Raw genomic sequence first — 22,627 nt, forward strand, 5'->3', positions numbered from 1 at the left:
AGAATATTTTATTTGTTATGATAAAATTATAAATATTTGGGGGTGATTGGCTATGCTGGAGGAATTATTGACAGAAATGAAGTCGGGTGCCGCAAAATTTTTTCAATCGTATCCTGTTAAAGCAGATGTATTGCTGACAGGAATAGAATGGAAGGATTTTCATCTAAATTGTCAGATTGCCTCTAAGATCAGAAAGACCGGAATCAATGCGCTGGTAAAGCAGAAATCTGATCATAGTATATGTATGTCTTGTTCTGCAAAAGTTCATTGTTCAATTGAAACTGCTGCATTTTCTCCTATTTTCATTAAAAAAAGAGTGGCAGGAATTATATTAATTACTCCCATAAAAGAACAGAGGGAGTGGCTGCAAAATAATTTGGACCTTCTAGAGCTTCAGCTTGATTTATGCAGTGAATGGGCAGGTGCAAAACTAGAAAATCATGAAATGAAAAAGGAGAATAATCAGTTTTTAGGAGAGATAAATGGAATATTTCATTTTATCCATGAGCCTATATTGATAGCTGGAAGGGACGGAACCATTCATAACATCAGCAATAGGCTGTGCAGCATGCTGAATAAAACTCAAGCAGAATTAATAGGTGAACATATGACAGAAGTCATTTCGGTTCCGGACTGGCTGAAGATGGCCAAAATAGCCAATCAGCAGGAAATGAATGTCTCTCTCCATACAAGTAGAACCGTACGAAAGTCAGAACCCTATCTGGCCCGATTAAAGCCTATTTTATCAGCTGGACAAATCGAATCTTTTCTTATCCAGTTGAATCCCATTTTAAAAACAATGAAAAAAGAGGATAAAAAATTTCTGTACTCCTTTCATGATGTTAAAGGGACAAGCGAGGCCATTCAACGTGTGGTTGAAATAGCAAAAAGAGTAGCTCCAAGCGATTCTTCAGTTTTACTTAGAGGTGAGAGCGGTACCGGGAAGGAAGTATTCGCCCAGTCCATACATCAGGCGAGCAATCGAAAAGACGGCCCATTCATCGCCATTAATTGTGCAGCCATACCTGAATCGCTGTTGGAAAGTGAGCTTTTCGGACATGTAAAAGGGGCTTTTACAGGTTCAAACGCAGATAAACCAGGAAGATTTGAGATGGCCAATGGCGGAACGATATTTCTGGATGAGATAGGTGACTTATCTCTTCATCTCCAGGCTAAATTGTTAAGAGTGGTTCAGGAAAGAAAAATTGAACGGGTTGGGGATACGAAAACCACTCAAATAAATGTACGCATTATAACAGCTACTCACCGCAATCTGGAAGAATTAATTTCCGAAGGGCAATTCAGGGAGGATTTATATTACAGGCTAAATGTAATTCCAATTACCATTCCTCCCCTAAGAGAAAGAAAAGAAGATATTCCTATTCTCGTCGAATACTTCTTAAAATCGTTTTCTCAGAAGCTCTTCCGATCACCAAAGAGATTATCTAAAGATGTCAATGAAATTCTGCTGCATTATCATTGGGCAGGTAATATACGGGAACTCCAAAATGTTGTCCATCACTTTATGCAGCTGGAGATCGGTGATTTGGTCACGATTAAAAGCTTGCCTGTCTATCTAAGTGACCTATATAAAAGCCAGGTAAACAAGAATGCTCTTCAGCAAATACCGGCTGTAACATCCGGCAGAAGAAAGAAACATTCAGATGAAAAGGAGCAAATTCTAAAGCTATTGGATCAATTTGGCAGAGATACGACAGGGAAAAAGAAAGTAGCTGAACAGTTGAACATAAGCCTTCCTACATTGTATAGAAGGATTAGCAAGATGAAAATTAAATGATTCTTCAGTTGAAATAAAAGGGTTTAAAATATGATAAAAAGTCAAAAAAATGAGAAAAAACGAGAAAACTTGAGAAAATCGTTTAAATTATTAGGATTTTTATTTTTAAATTCCTTCTCATTATCAACAGTTTTGCATTTGAAAAAATCTTAAAGGCAATCAATCCCATACTCCTCAAGCCTGAGGGGTTTTCTCTTTTCTGGCACAGTTCTTGCATTTATAAAATTTGAAAGGGGCAGCACATCATATGTCTTGGCAGATTAGAAAGAATGACATTCCCATTTTAGCATTAGGAGCAAAGCTATTATCCTGCGGCGGGGGCGGTGATACGAAAACAGCGGAAAATCTGTTGATGTCCATTATGAGAGAAGATGATGTCATTGCGGTCAAAACCATCTCAGATCTTGGGGATGAATGGGTGGCTGCGGCAGGAATTATGGGTTCCATTGTTTTATTTAATGAGGATATTCCAAGCGGCCGTGAAGGAGTCCAGGCTTTAAAGCTTTATGAATCCGTCATAAGCAAGAATGTAGGAGCCCTTATTTCAATCGAAATAGGCGGTGTTAATTCCTTAATACCCTTAGTAATAGCAATCCAAGCGAATTTGCCCGTCATAGACGGGGATGGAATGGGAAGAGCCTTTCCGGAGTTATTTATGACTGCCTTTCATTTATCGGAAATTCCGTTATCACCGATGGTTTTACAGACACATGACACGAACAGGGTTATTTATGACGCAGAAAATGCTCATTACACAGCAGAAATGGCAAAGGTTTTTACCGTAAAAAATGGAGGCCATGCCCATTTAGTTGGATATGGAGCTAAAGGACGGAAAATGAAGACGTCTATGATTCCCGGAACATTAAATTTAATTTTCAGGCTGGGCAATGTCCTTAAAAGTGAAACATCAGCAGGCGTTAAAATGGATAATATGATACACGTGTTTGAAAACTCCATTTATGGGAAGCCTCAGCAAATCATTAGCGGAGTGGTAACAGAGGTCCGCCGCTGGTTTGAAAAAGGCTCACTTGTAGGAAAGTTCATTGTTGAAGGGCGATCTGCATTTTCAGATCAACGGATTGAAATAGAATTCAAGAATGAATTTATATCCATAAAAAATGGCCAATACATCTGTACAGCACCTGATCTCATCCTGGTATTAAATGAGGAGAATTTAATTCCTTACAATGTTTCTGAAGTTCAATCAGGTCTTTCCATCACCATAGTCGCTGTCCCTGCGCCTAATATTCTTCGTACAAAAGACATGCTGGAGCTAGTCGGTCCGAATAGCTATGGATTAGCCTGTTCCTATAAACCATTTCAGGGGGATTCAGGCTATGAAACTTGGAATTGATGTAGGCGGTACAAACACAGATGCAGTAGTCATAACGAACGACGGCAAGCTTCTTTCCTGGTCGAAACACTTAACAACAAAGGATATCATTACCGGCATTAAATTAGCAGCAAACGAAGCTTTACAGGAAGCGAATATTCCTCCAGAAAAAATTGAGGGTGTATTCCTGGGGACGACTCATGTGCTCAATGCCTTATACTACCCTAACAATCTGGCAAAAACCGCGCTGATCCGCATGACCAAGATACCTTCTTTAATTGGACCTGCCATACAATGGCCATCGTATCTTAAGAAGTATATTGGGAAAGTGTATGATTTTAAGAGTTTGTGTGATTACAAGGGGAATAAAGATGATTCTTTAAATCCGAATTCTGGCCAAATAAACAAGCTGCTCAGCGATATTGAAAAATACAGCATTGAATCCATTTGTATTGTGGGAGCTTATTCCCCTTTATATGAAACGGAAGAACGAGAAATCCGGAAAATCATAAAGGAACATTATCCTGAAATACCGGTTACGATGTCACATGAAATTGGAAGCACCGGTTTTATAGAAAGGGAAAATGCAGCCTTATTAAATGCCATTTTATCAAAAGTTATAAGGCAGGCTATGACTGACTTATCAAAAATATTTAAGAATCTATCGTTAAATTGTCCATATTGGCTGACACAAAATGACGGATCACTTATGGAAATTCATGAGGCTTCGGAATATCCCATTCTGACGATTGGTTCTGGTGTGAGCAATAGTATTAGAGGCGCCAGTATCTTAAGCGGTTTAAAGAGCTGCATTGTTGTGGATGCTGGCGGAAGCACAATCGATATTGGAAAAATCATAAATGGACAGCCCGAAGTTTCTGTAGGTTCTTCTTCTATTTTTGATATTCAAGTTAATGTCCGTGTTCCGCAAATTCATTCTTTGCCATATGGAGGCGGGAGTCTTATCACGATTGAAAACGAATTGGCAAAAATCAAGGAAACGATTGCAAATGATATCGAACAGCAGGGGATGGCATGGGGAGGCCATACATGGACGTTAACCGACTCCTTTCTTAAACTATTTCCCGATTCTTTTCAAGATGAAACTTTAAAGTTGAAAGGATTGGACCTTTTATCAAAAGAAGACTGCAGAAAAGTTATTCAAATGGTAACAAAAGATATTAAGGAGTCAATCTCACGACTCCAGCCAAGTGTCGAGGATCTGCCTGTCATTCTTGTTGGAGGCGGAAGTCCGCTCCTCGCTAATCGGTTATTTGGCAGATATAAGAAGGTATTGCATCCGGCTGGCTACCATATTTGCAATGCTGTCGGAGCATGCTTTGCTCCTCTATCTGCAGAAATAGATAAAGTTTTCTGGTTAAATGGCATTACTAAACAGGAAGTCATTGACCGGGCAAATGAACAGCTTTTTCAGCAGCTTCTCCAAAAAGGAGCAAAAAAAGAAAGCATAGAGCTTGTTTCATTGGAAGAATTCCCATTTGATTATCTGGAAGGCGAAGTATTAAGAGTTCGGTTAAAGGCTTTAGGAGAATTGGCCTGATAGGATGTGGCCACTCCATTTTAAATATAGACAATGTCAAATTTAATAAAGGAAGTGTATATGAATGAAAATCAAAGTGATCATGCCTATTACATCGGATATTTTTAATGACGAAATTAAAGAGGAAGTTAAATACTATGCAAGCGATACAACTGAAGTGGGAGTTACAAGTCTGGATTATGGGCCTGCCTCTGTTGAAAGCGAATATGATGAGGCCTTATGTGTACCTAATTTCTTAGAAAAAGCAAAAGAGGCAGAAGAAGAAGGGTTTCAAGGCGTTATTAGCGACTGCTTCGGAGACCCGGGTGTAAAGCCTGCCAGAGAGATTTTGGATATTCCGGTTGTGGGTGCATGTGAAGCCTCTATGCTGTTCGCAAGCTCTCTTGCAAAATCTTTTTCAGTGGTAACTGTGCTTCCGAATGTTGTCCCAATGATTGAGAATATCAGCAAGACATTAGGGGTAAACGGAAATTTGGCTTCAGTACGCTATGTGAATATTCCCGTTTTGGAAGTTCACGATAAAGATAGGCTAAAAAGAGAATTATACGAGGAAATGATTAAAGCAATCGAGCTAGATCATGCACACGCACTTGTATTAGGCTGTACAGGCTTTATGGGGGTGGCAGCGGAACTGCAGGAACGCTTAAAGCAGAACGGGTACGATGTTCCGGTCATCGATCCAGTGTTTGCCGCTACGAAACTACTTGAAAGCCTGATTTCGATGGGGGTAAAACAAAGCCGCCTGACTTACATGACACCTCCATCTAAAAAGCGAGTGAAAAGTTCATAAGAAAAATGAGCTTAGTTATATCGCATTTTACTTTACCTCAAAATAAGAGGACTCTTTTCTAAATCGAACAAAAACATACAAGGCATTTAAAAAGGAGGTTGAAATTCATGGAAGATCATTCAAAGTTAGGAGACGATTACTCTCTGTCCAGAGTTCCGAAGTCAGCACGTTTGCCAATGTGGGATATCATGCTTGTCCGTGTTGGTGCTCTGGCGACACTCTCTCAATTTATGCTTGGGGCTGCTCTGGGATACGGAATGACTTTTTGGCAGGCGTTTTGGGCCATGATGCTCGGAAGTGTAATATTGCAGGTCGTAAGCTTTCTAATCGGTTATGCGGGGGCGCGTGAAGGGCTGTCTACGAGTCTATTGTCTCGCTGGACAGGATTCGGCCGATACGGTTCGACCATTATCGGAGCCGTCATCGCCATTTGTACAATTGGCTGGTTTGGTGTGCAGAACTCCGTTTTTGCCAATGGACTGGTTCAGGCGACAGATGGAAAATTGAGTCTGCCAGTCGCAGCTGCTATCACAGGATTAGGGGTGACGGTATTGGTTATATTTGGATTTAAGCTTTTGAGCATGACTGCGAAAATTGCCGTACCAGCTTTCCTATTGGTAGTAGGAGTGGGAATCTACCAAGTATTAAGCGACCACTCCATATTTAACCTTATGAGTACTCCTCCTCCCGGAGAAGGACTTTCCATCGGGGTAGGTGCAACAATGGTTGCGGGAGGCTTCATGATTGGTGCAGTCATCACACCTGACTTCAGCCGCTTTGCCCGAAACGGCAAGGATGTATTCTGGATGACCACCATCGGAACCCTTGTTGGCGAGCTTGGTGTCGGAATGATCGCGGTTCTTATGGCCCATGCAGCCAAAACAAGTGATGTTGTCAGCATTATGCTTCAAACATCGGGCTGGCTTGGAGCTGCAGTTGTTGTTTTTTCAACAGTGAAAATTAATAACTTAAATCTATATTCTTCTTCACTGGGATTTACAAATATCATTGATTCCGTATTCAAGGTGAAAGTAAATCGCGGGCTCATTACCCTTATCATTGGTGCGATCGGAACACTGTTATCCATTCTCGGCATCCTGGACAGATTTGTGGATTTCCTCGTTCTGCTTGGAATCATGATTCCTCCTATAGCCGGTATTATGGTGGTGGATTACTTTGTGTTAAAAACATATCGTAAAGCACTTGATGAAAGCAGGGAAAAAGGCATCTTGCCATCAGAGCCGGAGAAATTAAATCCAGTGACTTTATTCGCCTGGGCTGCAGGATTTGCAGGCGGCTATTATATAACGCTAGGAATACCATCCATCAATTCGCTGTTAATAAGCGCTATCATCTATTACCTCGGTGTAATAGCTATGAAAACCATATCCGGCAATAAAGAGGTTAAAGAACATATTGCATCATAAATTTTTGGAATATTAGGAGGTTTTAAAAAATGAGAAAATTAGGCAAGCAGGAGATTGAAGATATTGCAGTAGGTGCCGCATTACTTGGAACCGGCGGAGGGGGAGACCCTTACATTGGAAAGCTCATGGCATTGCAGGCGATCGAAGAATATGGGGAAATTACACTTTTAGATCCAGATGAGGTGCCGGATGATGCATTAATTGTTCCATCAGCCATGATGGGAGCGCCTACCGTTATGCTTGAAAAGGCCCCAAGCGGTGAGGAGGCAGCTGCAGCTTTCAAAAACCTTGAATCGTATTTAGGGAAAGAGATTTATGCGACTATGCCAATTGAAGCTGGCGGATTAAATTCCATGCTGCCTTTGGCTCTTGCTGCCAAACTTGGCCTTCCGGTTGTAGATGTGGATGGGATGGGACGAGCGTTCCCTGAACTGCAAATGGTCACATTCTACTTGGATGGAATTTCTGCTACTCCTATGGTGATCGCAGATGAAAAAGGAAACACAACACTATTGTCGACAATCAATAATGTCTGGACAGAAAGGATTGCCCGGGCTGCAACGATTGAAATGGGCGGTTCTTCCATGATTGCCATCTATCCAATGACTGGCAAGGAGATTAAGAAAAGCGGTATTAGCAATATCTTAAAACTTGAAGAGGAAATCGGCAGAGCGATCCGGCTTGCTAAGGAATATAATGCTGACCCGATAAGCGAAGTACTGAAAAAGGCTAATGGGTTTGAACTGTTTCGCGGCAAAGTCAGCGACATTAATCGGAAGACAGAAACAGGTTTTGCAAGAGGAGTGGCAACCTTCGAAGGAATCAATGAGTATAAAGGCGAGACTCTGGAGGTTCGATTCCAGAATGAACATCTTCTTGCCCAGACGGATCAGCGCTTGCTTTGTGTCACACCTGACCTGATTGCGGTACTTGATGCAGAAACTGGCCTTCCGATCACAACGGAGGGAATTAGATACGGTGCGAGATGTGTCATTATCGGAATGCCTTGCCACCCAAAATGGAGAACAGGGAAGGGGATTGAAACAGTTGGTCCAAAGTATTTTGGATATGATGTGGAATATGTCCCTGTTGAAGAACTAGCCAAAAAAGGAGTGATAGCATAATGGGTGTTTATCGAATTGGAATAGACGTTGGGGGAACCCATACAGATGCAGTGCTTTTAGATCAGGATAATACAGTCATTTCGGAAACAAAATCACCGACAACAGAAGATGTGGCAACGGGCATTTATACAGCCATGAAAAAAATTATACAGGATGGAAATGTTCCGCGGGAAGAAATCAAATATGCCATGCTGGGAACAACACACTGTACAAACGCAATCGTTGAGAGAAAAAGACTGAATAAAATTGCCGCAATACGTATTGGTGCCCCTGCAACCCTCGCGGTTAAGCCGTTGATCGGAGTGCCTGATGACCTGCGTGATGCACTCGGAAAATACGTTTATCTGATTCGGGGAGGACATGAATTTGATGGACGCGAAATCGTTTCTTTAGATGAAGAGCATTTATATCAAATTGCAGAGGAAATTAAAGGGAATGTGGATTCTGTTGCCATTACTTCTGTTTTCTCGCCAGTCTCGCAAGCACATGAGCAAAGAGCAAGTGAAATCATGAAAGAAGTGCTCGGAGAAGATATTTCTGTTTCCTTATCATCCGAAATTGGATCAGTAGGATTGCTGGAAAGGGAAAATGCAACCATTCTGAATGCTGCTGTTGTCAATGTTGCTAAAACAGCTGCGGACGGATTTATCAATGCTTTAAAAAATGAAGGTATCGAGGCAAAAGTCTTTTTCGGACAAAATGATGGCACCCTGATGTCTGTTGAGTATGCGGTGAAATACCCGATTTTCACAATTGCTTGCGGCCCAACGAATTCACTGCGCGGTGCATCTTATTTAAGCGATTCCTCAGATGCTATCGTTGTGGATGTTGGCGGTACAACGTCTGATGTCGGGGTTCTGGTTCAGTCATTCCCTAGGGAATCCTCCCTGGCTGTGGAAATTGGAGGAGCCCGCACGAATTTCCGGATGCCGGATCTGATTTCCATTGGACTTGGCGGCGGAACGATTATTAGAATTCAAGAAAATGGAGGCTTCACAGTTGGACCTGACAGCGTCGGATATCGGCTGCCGGAAAAAAGCCTTATTTTTGGAGGGGACACGTTAACCGCCACAGATGTTGCAGTAGCACTCGGCAAAGTGAATCTTGGCGATTCTTCAAAGGTAGCACATCTTGACCAAACATTATTGAATAAAGTCTATGATAAAATGGTCGAGCTTGTTGAAGAAGCGATTGATAAGATGAAAACAAGTGCGGCGCCGGTACCGGTCATCCTTGTTGGCGGAGGAAGCATTTTGTTGCCGGAAAAATTAAAAGGCGCTTCACAGGTCATTCGGCCTGAGCATTCAGGAGTAGCAAATGCCATCGGAGCAGCGATTTCCCAAGTCAGCGGACAAATTGAAAAGGTATATGCCCTGGCTGAAATCGGAAGAGAAAAGGCGCTTCAACTCGCTAAAGAAAAGGCTATGTCGGAAGCAATTAATGCTGGTGCTGATCCTAATAGTCTGGTCATTGTAGATATAGAAGATGTTCCGCTTGCCTACATGCCTGGCAATGCAACCCGTATTCGCGTAAAAGCTGCAGGAGATTTAGCCCGTCTGGAAGTGAATGAGTTAGTGTAGGATTGGCCGATATTGTAAAAGCTCTAGTCTATCGCTAGAGCTTTTTACTCATGATGGACAGGTGGAACAGTAATATTTAGTATGGAGGGAAGATCAAATGGAAACAGAAACATATATAGATCAGATTAAAAATCACGCTCTTATTATGGATGGCCACTTCGACTTATTGATGGACGTGGCAATTCAAAGGGAACGCGGCAGAAGGAAGGTGATTGAAACAGATTATTGGCGGCGTTTTAAACAAGGCGGCGTGAATATCATCATTGCTGCTATTTTTATTGATAGCAGTTTTTTGCCGGAAATGGCCTTGCGGAAAGCCTTGAATCAAGTAAGTGCAATTTATGAAGAAGTACAGGAATCACCAGATAAGTTAATGATCTGCAAAAATAGTGAAGACATGCTGCTGGCCCGGAAATCAGGCAAAATCGGTTTCCTGCTTTCTCTTGAGGGTGCAGAGCCAATTGGGACCGACTTAAGCCTGTTAAGGATATTCTATGAATTGGGTGTCCGAAACATGGGCTTGGTGTGGAGCAGAAGAAATGCTGTCGGTGATGGAAGCCATTTCAGCCCAATACGGGAAGGCAGGAAAGGCGGCATAACCTCTTTTGGTGTCCAGTTAATTGAAGAAGCAGAACAACTGGGAGTGACGATTGATGTTTCCCATTTGAATGATGAAGGTTTTTGGGATGTCATTGAAATTTCAAAAAAGCCTATTATTGCTTCCCATTCAAATGCAAGGGCTCTTTCGAATACGATGCGCAATTTAACGGATGACCAAATGAAAGCCATTGCCTCCAAAGGCGGTGTTATCGGAATAAACGCGGTCAGCATCATTGTCGCGGCTGAAGACGAAAACAGTAATCTGGACCAGCTGATTAACCATCTTGATTATATGGTTCAGCTAGTTGGCATTGATCATGTCGGAATAGGCCTCGATTTATGTGATGATTTCTTCAAATATGTGTCCGCAGAGGATTTAGCCAGCATGCCTCGGAAACCGTTCGATGTGATTGACGGACATGGAAACCTGGGTCAATTGATTAAGGGATTGGCAGATAGAGGGTACAAGACGGAAGATATAGAAAAGATTTTGGGACGGAACTTTCTGAGAATATTTTAAACCTGAAGCTAGTAAATAAATGTATGCAACCTGACTTGTAAAAAAGGTGCTTTGCCCATTGCAGTTTTGGGAGAGGCACCTTTTGGCTAACATTATTTGTTTCTTAAAACAGACGGTAGAATAGGAAGTAGTGCATATAATCGAAAAGTGGTACATAAATGAACAAACCTGAAGCATAAATAGAAAAAGTGATGCAAAAATCTATGAAAGTGGTGCATAAATGTAAATGCCTCCTAGTTGTCCGCGGAAAATTCTTCTCTATTCATACAATCCGCCTGTATACATCCTCGTCAAGTTCACAATTACATCATCCAACTGATACTTTCCTTTGTTCATCACCAGCTCCCACATGAACATCTCATTGGAATAAAACCAGCCTCTAGCGGTGAGGGCAGGATCTAGGTGCTCTTTGGCGAGCTTTTGCGCCTGGGCGTAGCGGATATCGACGGAAATGCGTTCGATGAACCGTTCACGGATACCATACCATTTTTCCTCTATCTCAGGTGAGACGCCTATTGCCTCTTTTACGACCTTCATCATATCCCGCTCATCCAAAGCCAGCTGCAGGAACAGCCTCACCTGCTTCTTAATATTTTCATAGGCCTCTTCTTTGGCCTGCGGCTTAAACGGCATCTCTGCCACTTCGTAAAACTGGTTCATGAGATCTTCCATTAAAGTAATGAAAAGCTCGTCTTTATTTTTAAAATAGACGTACGCCGTGCCATAGCCTGTTTTTGCTTTTTTGATCACTTGGGAGATGGTCGCTTTTTGAAAGCCATTTTCGAGAAAAACTTCTTTTCCGGCCTGGAGAAGCTTTTGGCGTGTTTTCAGGGCCTGCTGCTGCCTCGCCGGCAATTGATCTGTGTTGTTCGTCATCTATTTCATTCCTTTTATTTTCTAATATTACTGACATTATATCATTGACATAGTGTCAATCAAACAATATAATTTTCGTAAATAAGAAATATTCTGAAAGGTTGGGAATCTATGGATTTTACAAAAGAGTATGCAATCGGACTGGATGCCGGGAATGGCCTGTCCTGCCGGGAAGAGTTTTATATAAAAGAAGATGGAATTTATCTGGATGGCAATTCACTTGGCCTGCTTTCAAAACGTGCGGAGAAATCACTCCTTGACCTGCTTGAATCCTGGAAACACCATGCCATTGACGGCTGGACAGAAGGGGACAATCCCTGGTTCTATCTATCTGAAAAACTGGGTAAAGAGATGGCGCCAATCGTAGGGGCAAATCCGGAGGAAGTAATTGTAAGCGGTTCCACAACAGTTAACCTTCACCAGCTTGTCTCCACTTTTTATAAGCCGGAAGGAAAAAGAACGAAGATACTGGCAGATGAACTGAATTTTCCGAGCGATATATATGCCCTTCAAAGCCAGGTGAAGCTGAAGGGCTATGATCCTGAGGAGCATCTTGTCCAGGTAAAAAGCGCCGATGGCCATACGCTGAGAGAAGAAGACATCGTCGCGGCGATGACAGATGAAATTGCGCTGATTGTCCTGCCGGGCGTTCTGTACCGCAGCGGCCAAGTGCTGGATATGGAATATTTGACTGCTGAAGCGCATAAGCGCGGGATTGAGATTGGCTTTGATCTATGCCATTCGGTTGGATCTGTCCCTCATGCCTTAAGTGATTGGGATGTCGATTTCGCGTTCTGGTGCAACTATAAGCATCTGAATGGCGGGCCTGGTTCGACGGGCGGGCTGTTTGTGAACAAGCGCCACTTTGGCCAGGTGCCGGGACTTGCCGGCTGGTTCAGCTCCCGCAAGGATAAGCAGTTTGATATGGAACATGTGCTGACTGCGGCAGAAGATGCGGGCGCCTACCAGATCGGCACGCCGAATATATTCAGCATGGCGCCGATTATTGGCTCACTCAGCATGTTTAATGAAATCGGCATAGAGAGGATCCGTGAAAAATCTCTTCAGCTGACAGGCTATATGATAGAGCTGATTCAGCATGAGCTTGACGGACACGGCCTTGTCCTGCGCAATCCGCTTGATGAAAAAAAGCGAGGCGGCCATATTTATCTGGAGCACCCGGAAGCAGCAAGAATCTGCAAGGCGCTGAAGGCAGAAGGAGTCATCCCGGATTTCCGCGCACCAAACGGGATCCGCCTGGCACCTGTTGCGCTATACAACACATTTGAAGACGTATGGAAAACCGTGCAAATTTTAAAAGGCATCATGGAAGAGGAAAAATACAAGCAATTTGAAAATAAGCGGGGAGTCGTAGCATGACGAAAAAAGGATGGATTGATATTTCACAGCCGCTGACTAATAGCATTGCCCACTGGCCCGGAGATACTCCCTTCAGCTATGAAACAGCTTTTACAAAAGAACAAACCGGCTCTGTCAATATCGGCCGGATTACGACCAGCCTGCATACCGGCACCCATGTCGATGCACCGTTCCATTTTAATGACGAAGGCGAAAAGATATTGGGCCTGGACATCGAACTGTATATCGGGCCGGCGCTTGTAATTGATGTATCTGCCTTCGAAACGGTGGATTCGGAAGTTCTGAACGGATTTGATCTCGAAGGTGTTGAACGTGTGCTCCTTAGGACCTCGGTTCCGAATAATTCGGAAGTGTTTCCGAATCGGATCCCTGAACTGACCTCGGATATGGCAGACTACCTAGGCAGCAAAGGAGTGCGCCTGCTCGGAGTAGATGTGCCATCTGTCGATCAGCTAGACAGCAAAGAGATGGAAACGCATCATGCCTTATACCGGAATGGCATTCATATACTGGAAAACATCATGCTCGATGAGGTAGAAGAAGGAAATTATGAGCTAATTGCCTTGCCGCTTCCAATCAAAGACGGAGACGGCAGCCCGGTGCGGGCGGTTATTCGGCCGATTTAAGCGGGGGAACGGCCAAAACCTCGAATTTATCGGCCAAACGCTAAATTTCTGCCTGGCTGGAAGTGCAGCAGCCAGCAGAAATAGCCTTTACCGGCCGATTTGAAGGAAATACCGGCCAAAAACGTACAATTACCGGCCGATTTCGATAAAATACCGGCCAAAATGCGGGATTTACCGGCCAAATGAAGTCCGGCCGCAAGGCGCAGCAGATATATCGGTCACTCGATGAAATAACAGGCACGGCCCGAATCGGGTACGACAAGAACTAATCTCAAGGAGGACATAACATGAAAGAAAAACACCAGGACGTAAACGCGACAACCTCTGAAAAGAGCATCCATACAGATTTTACTAATAACATGACATACGGTGAATACCTTCAGCTTGATAAAATCCTATCCGCGCAAAACAGGCTTTCCGGCCATCATGATGAGATGCTGTTCATCGTCATCCACCAGGTGAGCGAGCTGTGGATGAAGCTGATTCTTCATGAAATGGGAGCAGCCATCGAATCGATCGAAAATAATGACTTATCCACAGCGCAAAAGAGACTTGCGCGCGTTTCGAAGACGCAATCGCAGATTATTCAGGCATGGGATGTGCTGTCCACCATGACGCCGTCCGAATATATGGAGTTCCGCGATTCACTTGGTCAGGCATCTGGCTTCCAATCCTACCAGTATCGTATGGTAGAATTTGCGTTAGGCTACAAAACAGATCATGTTCTGAAAATCTACCAAAAAGATCCCGAGCTTCATGCAAGATTAACAGAAGCATTCGAAAGACCTGGCCTTTACGATGTAGCCATCCGCGCGCTTCACAAAGCCGGACTGCCAATTGATGACGACATTCTGCACAGAGATGTAACGAGAACCTACAAAGAAAATGATTCTGTCCGCGAGGCCTGGATGACTGTGTATAAAAATCCTGAAAAGTATTGGGAGTTATACGAGCTTGCGGAAAAACTTGTGGATATCGAAGACTGGCTGCAGCAGTGGCGCTTCCGCCATATGAAAACGGTCGAACGAATCATCGGCTTCAAGATGGGCACAGGCGGTTCATCCGGTGTCGGCTATCTGAAAAAAGTGCTGGATCAGCGATTCTTCCCTGAACTTTGGGATATCCGTACAGAGCTGTAATCTATCGGGGGAACTTCGGACGGAAGCTGGGAGAAAACCGTTGGCTGAGTCCGAACCTGGATCAACTTCAGACACAACCAGCGAAAAAACCAGTGTCAGAGTTTGAACCTGGATTAACTTCTGACACAGCCAGCGAAAAAACGCGGTCAGAGTCCGAACCCGGACCACCAAAAAACAAAAAACAGGGGGGAAACTATGAGTACAAATCGAGAGCAATGGTCATCTAAATTCGGCTTTATTATGTCCTCGGCCGGTGCAGCGATTGGCCTGGGGGCCATCTGGAAGTTCCCGTACGTAGCCGGAACAAGCGGCGGGGGCGCCTTTTTGCTGATGTTTATCGCATTCACGATTCTGGTAGGGCTGCCAATGCTCATTTCAGAATTTATTATCGGGCGGGGCGCACAGAAGGAAGCGGTGTCTGCCTATTATAAACTGGCGCCAAACAGCCTATGGACAATTACCGGGAAGCTTGGGGTGATCGGCTGCTTCCTGCTGCTGAGCTTTTACTCGGTTGTTGGGGGCTGGGTGCTGATTTACACAGTCCTGTCGATCGGCGGCCAAATCATCAAGCCGGGTGCAGCCTATCCGGAACTATTTGGCATGATCACTTCGACGCCAAGCTGGACGCTAATGGGACTGGCTGTGTTTCTTCTTATTAATATTGTCGTCATTACATTCGGAATCCAAAACGGGATTGAAGCTGCAAGCAAATACATGATGCCGCTATTATTCATCTTTTTTATCGTGCTTGTCATACGCGCATTGACGCTGGATGGAGCAATGGAAGGAGTCAAGTTCTTCCTGAACCCGGACTTTAGTAAAATCACAGGCGAATCGGCACTCTATGCATTGGGACAATCATTCTTTGCATTAGCAGTCGGTTTTTCATGTATGGTCACGTATAGCTCATACCTGGATAAAAAAGTCAGCATTCCAACGTCAGCCGGATCTGTTGTCATCATGAACATCATCATCTCAGTCCTGGCAGGCTTGGCGATTTTTCCAGTTGTATTTGCATTCGGATTTGAACCGGCGGAAGGCCCGGGGCTGCTGTTCATGGTCCTGCCGGCTGTCTTTTCACAGATTCCATTAGGAGAAGTGTTCCTGGCGGTCTTCCTGCTGCTTTTCTTATTTGCAACCCTGACATCATCGTTCAGTATGCTGGAAATCATCGTCTCCGCCTTCATCGAGAACGGAAAGCATTCACGGAAAAAAATCTCCTGGATCTCCGGCATTGTCATGTTTGCCGCCGGGATTCCTGCTGCGCTGTCCTTCAGCCTGCTTGGAGACTTCACGATTTTCGGAAAAAATATCTTTGATGCAACCGACTACCTGGTCAGCAACATCCTGCTTCCGCTGGGCTGCCTGCTGATTGCCTTGTTTATTTCTTTAAGAATGGACAAAAGGCTTGTAAAAGAAGAATTTCTGCTTGGCAGCGACATTTCACCAGCCATGTACACCGCGTGGAGCATCCTGATGAAAGTGGTTGTTCCGGTTACGATTTTGGTTGTGTTTATGAGCACATTGGGAGTTATTTAAAGAGGCGCCTATCCGGCGCTTTTTTACTTTTTCATAAAAAATTAAATTTAAGGTTTATGGGCAAAATAAAAAGGGTATATAAATTTAGGACTCTGTCATAAAAATGATGTGATCTTTTCAAGAGAAGGATTTACTTCGATTTAAACGAATTGTATAGATAAAACGAGGGGGCGTATGTTTAAAATGGAAGCAACCTACAAAGAAACAAGCGATGTTGCAGGATTTATTGTTGCGAATCGTGAGAACTTTCAGCAAAAATTATTGTCAGAGGCTGTGAATGTAGCCTCTAAGATCAATGAAATTCTGCAAAGAGGGAATATTGATCTTTTAAAAAATGCCGAAAGAATGGCTTTATATGTTGCTGAAAATAGAGAAGAAGAGCTGATTGCTTTTGCCAGACAGGAAGGCGTTGCCTGGGCTGAGCATTCCCTCACGCTTTCTTTTAAACTTGAATGGGTGCAGGCGATCCGGCGGACTTTGTGGCACTTCCTGTTCCAATATGACAGAATTAAAGGGCAGGACAAAGTAGCTGAAGATTTTTATAGTATGGAAAAAGAGGTCAATGATCATGTGGACCAATTTTTAAATAACTTCTTTATCAGCTATTCTGACTATAAAGATGAGATGCTTAAATCGCAGCGCAAGCTGGTGGAGCATTTGTCCGTTCCGATTATTCCGGTCAGCACGTCTGTCGCTGTTCTGCCTCTGATTGGCATGATTGATTCGTACCGGATTCAGACGATTGAAGAAAAAGTTCTTATGGATATTTCTTCCAATAAAATACAGACCTTAATTATGGACCTTTCCGGAATTGCCGACATGGAAGTTGATGTCATTGTCCACTTCAAAAAGATTTTGAGCGGCATCAGAATGATGGGCTGTGATGCAGTCATCACCGGCCTGCGAGCTGAACTTGTCCGCAAAATGATCCATGCTGGAGTTTCATTCCAGAGTCAGGCGGAAACAAAGGGAACTTTGCAGCAGACCTTACAGGAGTATTTAGTGATTGAACCTGGGAAATAGTCATATACAACTGCCTGTCGCTGTCCTTATTGGAACACGGCAGGCATTTTTTAAAAGGAGCCCGCTATGACAGATTTTGATGAATGGCTGAATATCCATACACACGGTGACCAAAAAGGGTTCCACAAATCCTTTCACTATCACCGCTACGAACCTACTCCTTATGAGGGCCTGGAAAAACTGTTCAGCGAATACACGCTGAAAAGCAGTGATCGCCTCGTGGACTTCGGCTGTGGCAAGGGCCGGCTTCCGTTTTATATACACCATACCTTTCGGGCATCCGCTGCAGGTGTGGAAATGAGTGATGACTTTTACCGTGAGGCAATCAAAAATCTCCGCACGTACAAGGGGGAAAAAGCAGGAATCAGCTTTCATTGCTTTCTGGCTCAGGAGTATGAAATCTCTCCGCAGGACACTCATTTTTACTTTTTCAATCCGTTTTCGGTGCAGATTTTTATGAAAGTCGTCAATAATATACTCCGCTCAGCCGAAGGGAACCCGCGCAAACTGGACATTATTCTATACTACCCTTCAGAAGATTATCTATTTTATCTGGAAAACAGCACTCCATTTGAGCTGATCAAAGAGGTGACACTGAAGGGTGATGAAAACGACCGTTTTCTGGTCTATCGGTTCAATCAAACGTTTGATTGAAAATCCCCCCTGCCAAAAGGCTGGGGGAATTTCATTTTATCGCAGTCTAACGGGCAGTAAGACCCCCGCTTTAAGACTCAGAGGAATCAAAGGAGGATAAGTGGGGGTCAAACTACCCGTAAAGGCCCGATTGGTGAGATACAGTGAAACTTGCCGACGCGCAGGCAGAGGCTTAGTTGAACCAATCGGGTTCGTAGTGTCGATTGATCGAAGCGCTAGCGGAGATCTTAGCGACACTAGAACGCGACTAACAAATCAGTGGGGGAAAGGAAAACCCCACTGATTGAAGTTTCACTTTATCGTACAGGCCTTGTATCCGGTTCTGTTTCATATTCGCGGTTTGGTTTAAAGAGGAGACCCAAATTAATCAATCCGGCAATTCCCACTAAACCATAGACAATTCTTGATAACACTGCATCCTGTCCTCCAAATAAGCTGGCAACTAAATCAAATTGGAAAAATCCAATCAGCCCCCAATTGATGGCTCCTATAATCGTTAGTACAAGTGCAGTACGCTGGAAACCGTTCATGTTCTTGTCCTCCTCGCTTTATTTACTATTCAGAATGCCGCATCAGAGAATACCGTCACAGCTTGAGTCCTGATGCTTAATCCTGCTGTATATAAGGAGATTACCCGAATATTGCAGGGGCAAACAATTACCAGAGAGTTAGAGGGAAAAAAGAATGCCCATTAAATGTGAACTTCGGGAAAAGTATAATGAAATTGGGGAACATAACACTTAATTTGAGGAAAAGACTCAGCAATTTAGGGAAACAACCCTCCAGTTTGAGGAAAACATTCAATAAAATGAGGAAAAGCTATCCCGAAAAAGGATAGCTTTGTTAATTCCTGTTTAATGCGCTTTTTTACTTACTTCGCACTCAAACGTCTAATACGCTCATCCAGATCCGGATGGGTTGAGAACAAGGAAGCTTTGCTTCTGTTATTAATTTTCAAAGTAGAGATCGCTGTCTGTTCTTCACTCTTAACGCGGCTGGAGTAGGCTTTCAGCATCTGCAGGGCATGTGTCATTTTGTCTTTGCCGGCAAGGTCAGCACCGCCGCGGTCCGCATGGAACTCACGATGGCGGGAGTAGGCGAAGACGACAAGACTTCCAAGGATTGAGAAGGCGATCTGGAACACAATCACAGCGATAAAATGTACAATCGGCGCCATTTCCTCTCTGACAAAGCGGGATGCTACCCACGCCGCGATTCTGGCAAGGAAGACGACAAATGTGTTGACAACCCCCTGGAGAAGGGTCATGGTGACCATGTCTCCGTTCGCAATGTGTGCCACCTCATGGGCGATGACACCTTCAATGGCATCGTCGTCCATTTCCTGCAGCAACCCAGTTGAAACTGCCACAAGCGAGCGTTTTTTCGAAGGTCCTGTTGCAAATGCGTTCACTTCAGGGGAATGGTAGATCCCGACTTCCGGCATATGTGTTAAGCCTGCCGCTCTTGAAAGGCGGTGAACTTTTTCCACGATGTCCCGTTCAGCTGCTGAAAGGGCACCATTCGGATCCAGCACCTGGACATTCATCATTCTCTTGGCCATCCAGCGGGACATCCACAGGGAAATGAAGGAGCCTGTGAAACCTATCACGGCACTGACCACAAGCAATGCGCCGAAATCAATGCCGCCCTGGGCATTGATGTAATTTCCTCCGCCAATCAGCGAGAAAATAACACTGATCGTCACTAGAACCAGCACGTTCGTCAATAAAAAGTAAAAAATACGTTTACCCATTTCCTCACCCTTTAATCTATTTTTGAGTTCATATGAACTTGTCTTCTGACTATATAATATAATTTTTCAAGTGAAATGACAAGTAAAAACTAGGCGGTAACGAAATAGACGTTGACTGTGATCATTGAAACCATTAGGATGAAAGCATCGAAAGAGAACGCAGGGGCTGATTATATTGGAATTATTCCAGCTATCGAGGAAAAGCATGGCTGATTTCCTTTTGTCGCTGAAGGGGGAAGGAGGGCATTCGCCCAAACAAATCCTCCAGCAGGCATGGGCGGGTGCTCATGAAAAGAAAGGAATATCAATGGAAGCTTTTCTGGATACCAAAATGCCGGCTATTTTTGAAAAATTGCTGCGGGCAGATCTGCAGAAAATCGGTTTTTCCATCAATGAAATTGTCGCACTGGGAAACCAGATTGAATTCACCCATTTATCTTCGACTGCAGTACAGAATTGGGTGAAGCGGGATGTGAAGAACCTGATTGGCAGTCCGCAGCTCGGCAAAAAGTATTCAGCAGACCAGGCTGCCATGCTTTTTATCGTGGAGGATTTGAAAGCGACGCTTGATTTTGATTCGATCCGAAAAATTCTTGCTCTCCTTTTTAATGATCTGGATGACCGCACAGACGACCTGATAGAGCCGATCCCTTTTTATTCTGCTTACGCGGCTATTTTTGAAAAAGCCCATCAGCACAATAGTACCGGAAAAAGCATGCACGATCAGACAGAGCAATGCATCAAAAAAGAAGCATTGAAAGCATTGGAGAGTTTTCAGAATTTTACTGACCAGCAGAAAGACATCGTCTCCAATATACTTGTTACGGCATCATTGACGGTTTTATCTGCCTACTACAAGTCGCTGACAAAGAAATATGTAACGGCTACCTTATTTTTAAATGGGTAAGTCCATAAGGCATCGCCCATAGGAGGCGATGTTTTTTTATGACCTTTTTCATGCACACTGAAAATAATCATTGACCGTGTGGTGCACCCCACAGTTTAAGATAAATGGGAGGAAGCGATGTACAGGATTAGCGAATTTGCGGAAATGACGGGGTTAACGAAGGAAACATTGCGATACTACGCAGAAGTGAAGCTGCTGGAGCCCGCTTTTATTGACTCAAAAAACAATTACCGATATTACGATGACGGCAGCTACTTTTTGGCTATCCTGTTAATAAAACTAAGAAGATTAGGCTTCACCATTCAGGAAATGATTTCTGTGATGGAGGATGAATCATTCGCCAATCTTGAAGCATTGCTGCTGCAAAAAAGAAAGCTGATCGAGAAGCAGATCGAGGAGCTTCAAGGTCAAATAGATGAAATCGATGCCTTTTTGGATTCGGGGAAGGAGGAAGAATTGTGATTCAATGGAAAGAAGAAATCATGATTGAAAGAAATATTGAAAAGGTGTGGAGCCTGTTTTCCGACCAGCACATAAAGAAAATCATGCCCAAGGTCGAAGAGCACACCCTGATCGAAAAAAGGGAAGATGAAGCAGGGGCAAAGCACAGGCAAACCTACAGAGAAGGCAAGCGCCTGGAGACTTATATTGTCGAAACGCTGGCTTATGAGAACTCAAAGGATAAAAAGCATAAACAGATCCATTTTGTATTGGGAAAAGCCTTTGAAATCACCCTTGCATTTACGCTGGTCAAAATCGATGACTCCCGCACCAGGTTTATTTATGAAGGGGAAAATAAAGGGGTAAACTTCGTTGGTAGGGCCATGCTGAAGCTTGGCGGCGATAAAAACAACCTGAAAGTGGTAGAGGAATTCCTGCAGAAGGTTCGAGAGGAAGCAATGAAAAGTATGTAGACTATGTTTGGCGCGGTCTTTATAGAGGCGGCGTTTTTTTATTTTCAGGTATTAATTTCTCCTGCTGTATGGCGATAAAGCTAATGTAAGATATAATCGATACTATTATGAAAATAAGGGGTTACAAGGTGAATTCTTACGGAAAAGAACAGCAAAAACAAATCAATAAAGTGCTCGAATATATTGAAGGACATTTAAGTGAGCCGCTTCCGCTTGAAAAGCTTGCGGCAGTATCGACATACTCCGTTTATCACTTTCAGCGGACGTTTAAAGGAATTGCAGGTGAAACGCCTTCTGAGTATATCAAAAGGCTGCGCCTCGAGAATGCGGCCCACTATTTAATTTACGAACGTCATATTCCAATCACACAAGTTGCGATGATGTGCGGTTTTTCATCTTTATCCTATTTTACATACTCATTCCGGGAAAATTTTAAAACGAGTCCAAAGCAATGGAGGGAGGGTGCTTATTTAGAGCTTTTTCCAAGGGAATATTATGATAGCAAGAAATCTAAACTTTATAGCAAGATTCAGAAAGAAGGATCTCATTCAAACACCTATAATGATTTTAGATGGCTGGACCTGGCAAAAGTGAAGACGATTGAGCTGCCGGCTTGCACAATCGTAAAGAGGCAAAGCATCGGCCCGTATACACAGGGGATTCCGGATATGTGGGAAGAAATCTATCATTGGTCCAAATCCAGAGGGCTCCTGAATCTGAATACGATGATAGCAGGTGTCCCGAGGAATAATCCGTATATTACGCCTCCTGAAAAAAGCCGGTATGACTGCTGCATCGGGGTTGATGAAAGTGCGATCACAGATCAGGATGACGAGCTTATTTCACCATTTGCAGGCGGAAAGCATGTTGTTTATGAATTTGAAGAGCCTCTTCCTTACAGTGAAAGAAGCACGTTCATTGAATGCTACTCGGAGCTCTACAGCTATTGGCTTCCAAGAAGCGGGTACAGATACCTGGGAAATCCGGTTGAATTCGTACAGCTGGATGAAGAATCAGGCTCACTTTCTCTTAATTGCCGAGTTAAAGCTATTGCGCTGGCCATCGAACCAAAATAGAAAGGGT

Annotated in this window: 21 protein-coding genes; 18 read left to right on the forward strand and 3 right to left on the reverse strand. The window is 43.6% G+C overall.

The window, feature by feature from the left end; translation table 11 throughout:
- Positions 1 to 52 precede the first annotated feature (52 nt).
- The 8 genes from PBF_RS27115 to PBF_RS01015 all read left to right on the forward strand — a co-directional run bounded on the left by PBF_RS27115 (position 53) and on the right by PBF_RS01015 (position 10,733).
- The gene (locus PBF_RS27115; RefSeq protein WP_051488773.1) at positions 53 to 1,798 is read left to right on the forward strand and encodes a sigma-54 interaction domain-containing protein; all 1,746 of its coding nucleotides are present in this window, start codon (positions 53 to 55) and stop codon (positions 1,796 to 1,798) included.
- A gap of 247 nt (positions 1,799 to 2,045) precedes the next feature.
- Positions 2,046 to 3,152 (forward strand): DUF917 domain-containing protein, encoded by a 1,107-nt coding sequence (locus PBF_RS00985; protein WP_035325892.1) that lies wholly within the window; start codon positions 2,046 to 2,048, stop codon positions 3,150 to 3,152.
- The gene (locus PBF_RS00990) at positions 3,136 to 4,692 is read left to right on the forward strand and encodes a hydantoinase/oxoprolinase family protein (RefSeq protein ID WP_035325896.1); all 1,557 of its coding nucleotides are present in this window, start codon (positions 3,136 to 3,138) and stop codon (positions 4,690 to 4,692) included. The genes PBF_RS00985 and PBF_RS00990 overlap by 17 nt, the downstream gene beginning before the upstream one ends.
- Positions 4,693 to 4,756: 64 nt before the next feature.
- Positions 4,757 to 5,482: an aspartate/glutamate racemase family protein gene (locus PBF_RS00995; RefSeq protein WP_035325899.1), complete on the forward strand. Its 726-nt coding sequence runs from the start codon at positions 4,757 to 4,759 to the stop codon at positions 5,480 to 5,482.
- Between the two features lie 107 nt (positions 5,483 to 5,589).
- A complete protein-coding gene (locus PBF_RS01000; RefSeq protein WP_035325903.1) occupies positions 5,590 to 6,909 on the forward strand; it encodes a purine-cytosine permease family protein in 1,320 nt (439 codons plus the stop codon).
- A 29-nt stretch (positions 6,910 to 6,938) separates the two neighbouring features.
- Positions 6,939 to 8,033: a DUF917 domain-containing protein gene (locus PBF_RS01005; RefSeq protein ID WP_035325907.1), complete on the forward strand. Its 1,095-nt coding sequence runs from the start codon at positions 6,939 to 6,941 to the stop codon at positions 8,031 to 8,033.
- A complete protein-coding gene (locus PBF_RS01010; RefSeq protein ID WP_035325910.1) occupies positions 8,033 to 9,613 on the forward strand; it encodes a hydantoinase/oxoprolinase N-terminal domain-containing protein in 1,581 nt (526 codons plus the stop codon). Before PBF_RS01005 ends, PBF_RS01010 begins: the two co-directional genes overlap by 1 nt.
- Positions 9,614 to 9,710: 97 nt before the next feature.
- Positions 9,711 to 10,733, forward strand: coding sequence for a dipeptidase (locus PBF_RS01015; RefSeq protein WP_051488774.1), 1,023 nt, complete (start codon positions 9,711 to 9,713; stop codon positions 10,731 to 10,733).
- A 258-nt stretch (positions 10,734 to 10,991) separates the two neighbouring features.
- Here PBF_RS01015 and PBF_RS01020 read toward each other — a convergent pair whose 3' ends face one another.
- The gene (locus PBF_RS01020) at positions 10,992 to 11,609 is read right to left on the reverse strand and encodes a TetR/AcrR family transcriptional regulator (RefSeq protein ID WP_035325913.1); all 618 of its coding nucleotides are present in this window, start codon (positions 11,607 to 11,609) and stop codon (positions 10,992 to 10,994) included.
- Positions 11,610 to 11,720: 111 nt separating this feature from the next.
- On the opposite strand from PBF_RS01020, the gene kynU reads away from it, so the two are divergent.
- The 6 genes from kynU to PBF_RS01050 all read left to right on the forward strand — a co-directional run bounded on the left by kynU (position 11,721) and on the right by PBF_RS01050 (position 17,970).
- On the forward strand, positions 11,721 to 12,989 hold the full coding sequence (kynU, locus tag PBF_RS01025) for a kynureninase (RefSeq protein WP_035325916.1): 1,269 nt from the start codon (positions 11,721 to 11,723) through the stop codon (positions 12,987 to 12,989).
- Positions 12,986 to 13,615 carry an arylformamidase gene (gene kynB, locus PBF_RS01030; protein WP_035325920.1) on the forward strand — a complete coding sequence of 210 codons (630 nt, stop codon included), beginning with the start codon at positions 12,986 to 12,988 and terminating at the stop codon, positions 13,613 to 13,615. The genes kynU and kynB overlap by 4 nt, the downstream gene beginning before the upstream one ends.
- Positions 13,616 to 13,902: 287 nt before the next feature.
- Positions 13,903 to 14,754 (forward strand): tryptophan 2,3-dioxygenase, encoded by an 852-nt coding sequence (gene kynA, locus PBF_RS01035; RefSeq protein ID WP_035325923.1) that lies wholly within the window; start codon positions 13,903 to 13,905, stop codon positions 14,752 to 14,754.
- Positions 14,755 to 14,949: 195 nt separating this feature from the next.
- Positions 14,950 to 16,293: a sodium-dependent transporter gene (locus PBF_RS01040; protein WP_035325926.1), complete on the forward strand. Its 1,344-nt coding sequence runs from the start codon at positions 14,950 to 14,952 to the stop codon at positions 16,291 to 16,293.
- Between the two features lie 183 nt (positions 16,294 to 16,476).
- Complete coding sequence (locus PBF_RS01045; RefSeq protein WP_035326595.1) at positions 16,477 to 17,316, forward strand: STAS domain-containing protein; 840 nt, start codon at positions 16,477 to 16,479, stop codon at positions 17,314 to 17,316.
- A 66-nt stretch (positions 17,317 to 17,382) separates the two neighbouring features.
- Positions 17,383 to 17,970, forward strand: coding sequence for an SAM-dependent methyltransferase (locus PBF_RS01050; RefSeq protein ID WP_035325928.1), 588 nt, complete (start codon positions 17,383 to 17,385; stop codon positions 17,968 to 17,970).
- A 296-nt stretch (positions 17,971 to 18,266) separates the two neighbouring features.
- Here the strand turns inward: PBF_RS01050 and PBF_RS01055 are convergent, their stop codons facing one another.
- Together PBF_RS01055 and htpX are read right to left on the reverse strand one after the other, a co-directional pair.
- Positions 18,267 to 18,500, reverse strand: a complete 234-nt coding sequence (locus PBF_RS01055) for a DUF378 domain-containing protein (protein ID WP_035325931.1) — start codon at positions 18,498 to 18,500, stop codon at positions 18,267 to 18,269.
- A gap of 341 nt (positions 18,501 to 18,841) precedes the next feature.
- On the reverse strand, positions 18,842 to 19,723 hold the full coding sequence (gene htpX, locus PBF_RS01060) for a protease HtpX (RefSeq protein WP_035325935.1): 882 nt from the start codon (positions 19,721 to 19,723) through the stop codon (positions 18,842 to 18,844).
- Positions 19,724 to 19,898: 175 nt separating this feature from the next.
- Here htpX and PBF_RS01065 point away from each other — a divergent pair, with 175 nt between their 5' ends.
- The 4 genes from PBF_RS01065 to PBF_RS01080 all read left to right on the forward strand — a co-directional run bounded on the left by PBF_RS01065 (position 19,899) and on the right by PBF_RS01080 (position 22,620).
- Positions 19,899 to 20,630 (forward strand): DUF1836 domain-containing protein, encoded by a 732-nt coding sequence (locus tag PBF_RS01065; RefSeq protein WP_035325938.1) that lies wholly within the window; start codon positions 19,899 to 19,901, stop codon positions 20,628 to 20,630.
- A gap of 117 nt (positions 20,631 to 20,747) precedes the next feature.
- Positions 20,748 to 21,092 (forward strand): MerR family transcriptional regulator, encoded by a 345-nt coding sequence (locus PBF_RS01070; RefSeq protein WP_035325941.1) that lies wholly within the window; start codon positions 20,748 to 20,750, stop codon positions 21,090 to 21,092.
- Positions 21,089 to 21,544, forward strand: a complete 456-nt coding sequence (locus PBF_RS01075) for an SRPBCC family protein (RefSeq protein WP_035325944.1) — start codon at positions 21,089 to 21,091, stop codon at positions 21,542 to 21,544. The genes PBF_RS01070 and PBF_RS01075 overlap by 4 nt, the downstream gene beginning before the upstream one ends.
- A 128-nt stretch (positions 21,545 to 21,672) precedes the next feature.
- Complete coding sequence (locus tag PBF_RS01080) at positions 21,673 to 22,620, forward strand: AraC family transcriptional regulator (RefSeq protein WP_035325947.1); 948 nt, start codon at positions 21,673 to 21,675, stop codon at positions 22,618 to 22,620.
- The last annotated feature ends 7 nt before the right edge of the window (positions 22,621 to 22,627 follow it).

Source organism: Cytobacillus firmus DS1 (assembly GCF_000565285.1).
In the GTDB taxonomy this organism is placed as follows: domain Bacteria; phylum Bacillota; class Bacilli; order Bacillales; family Cytobacillaceae; genus Cytobacillus; species Cytobacillus firmus_A.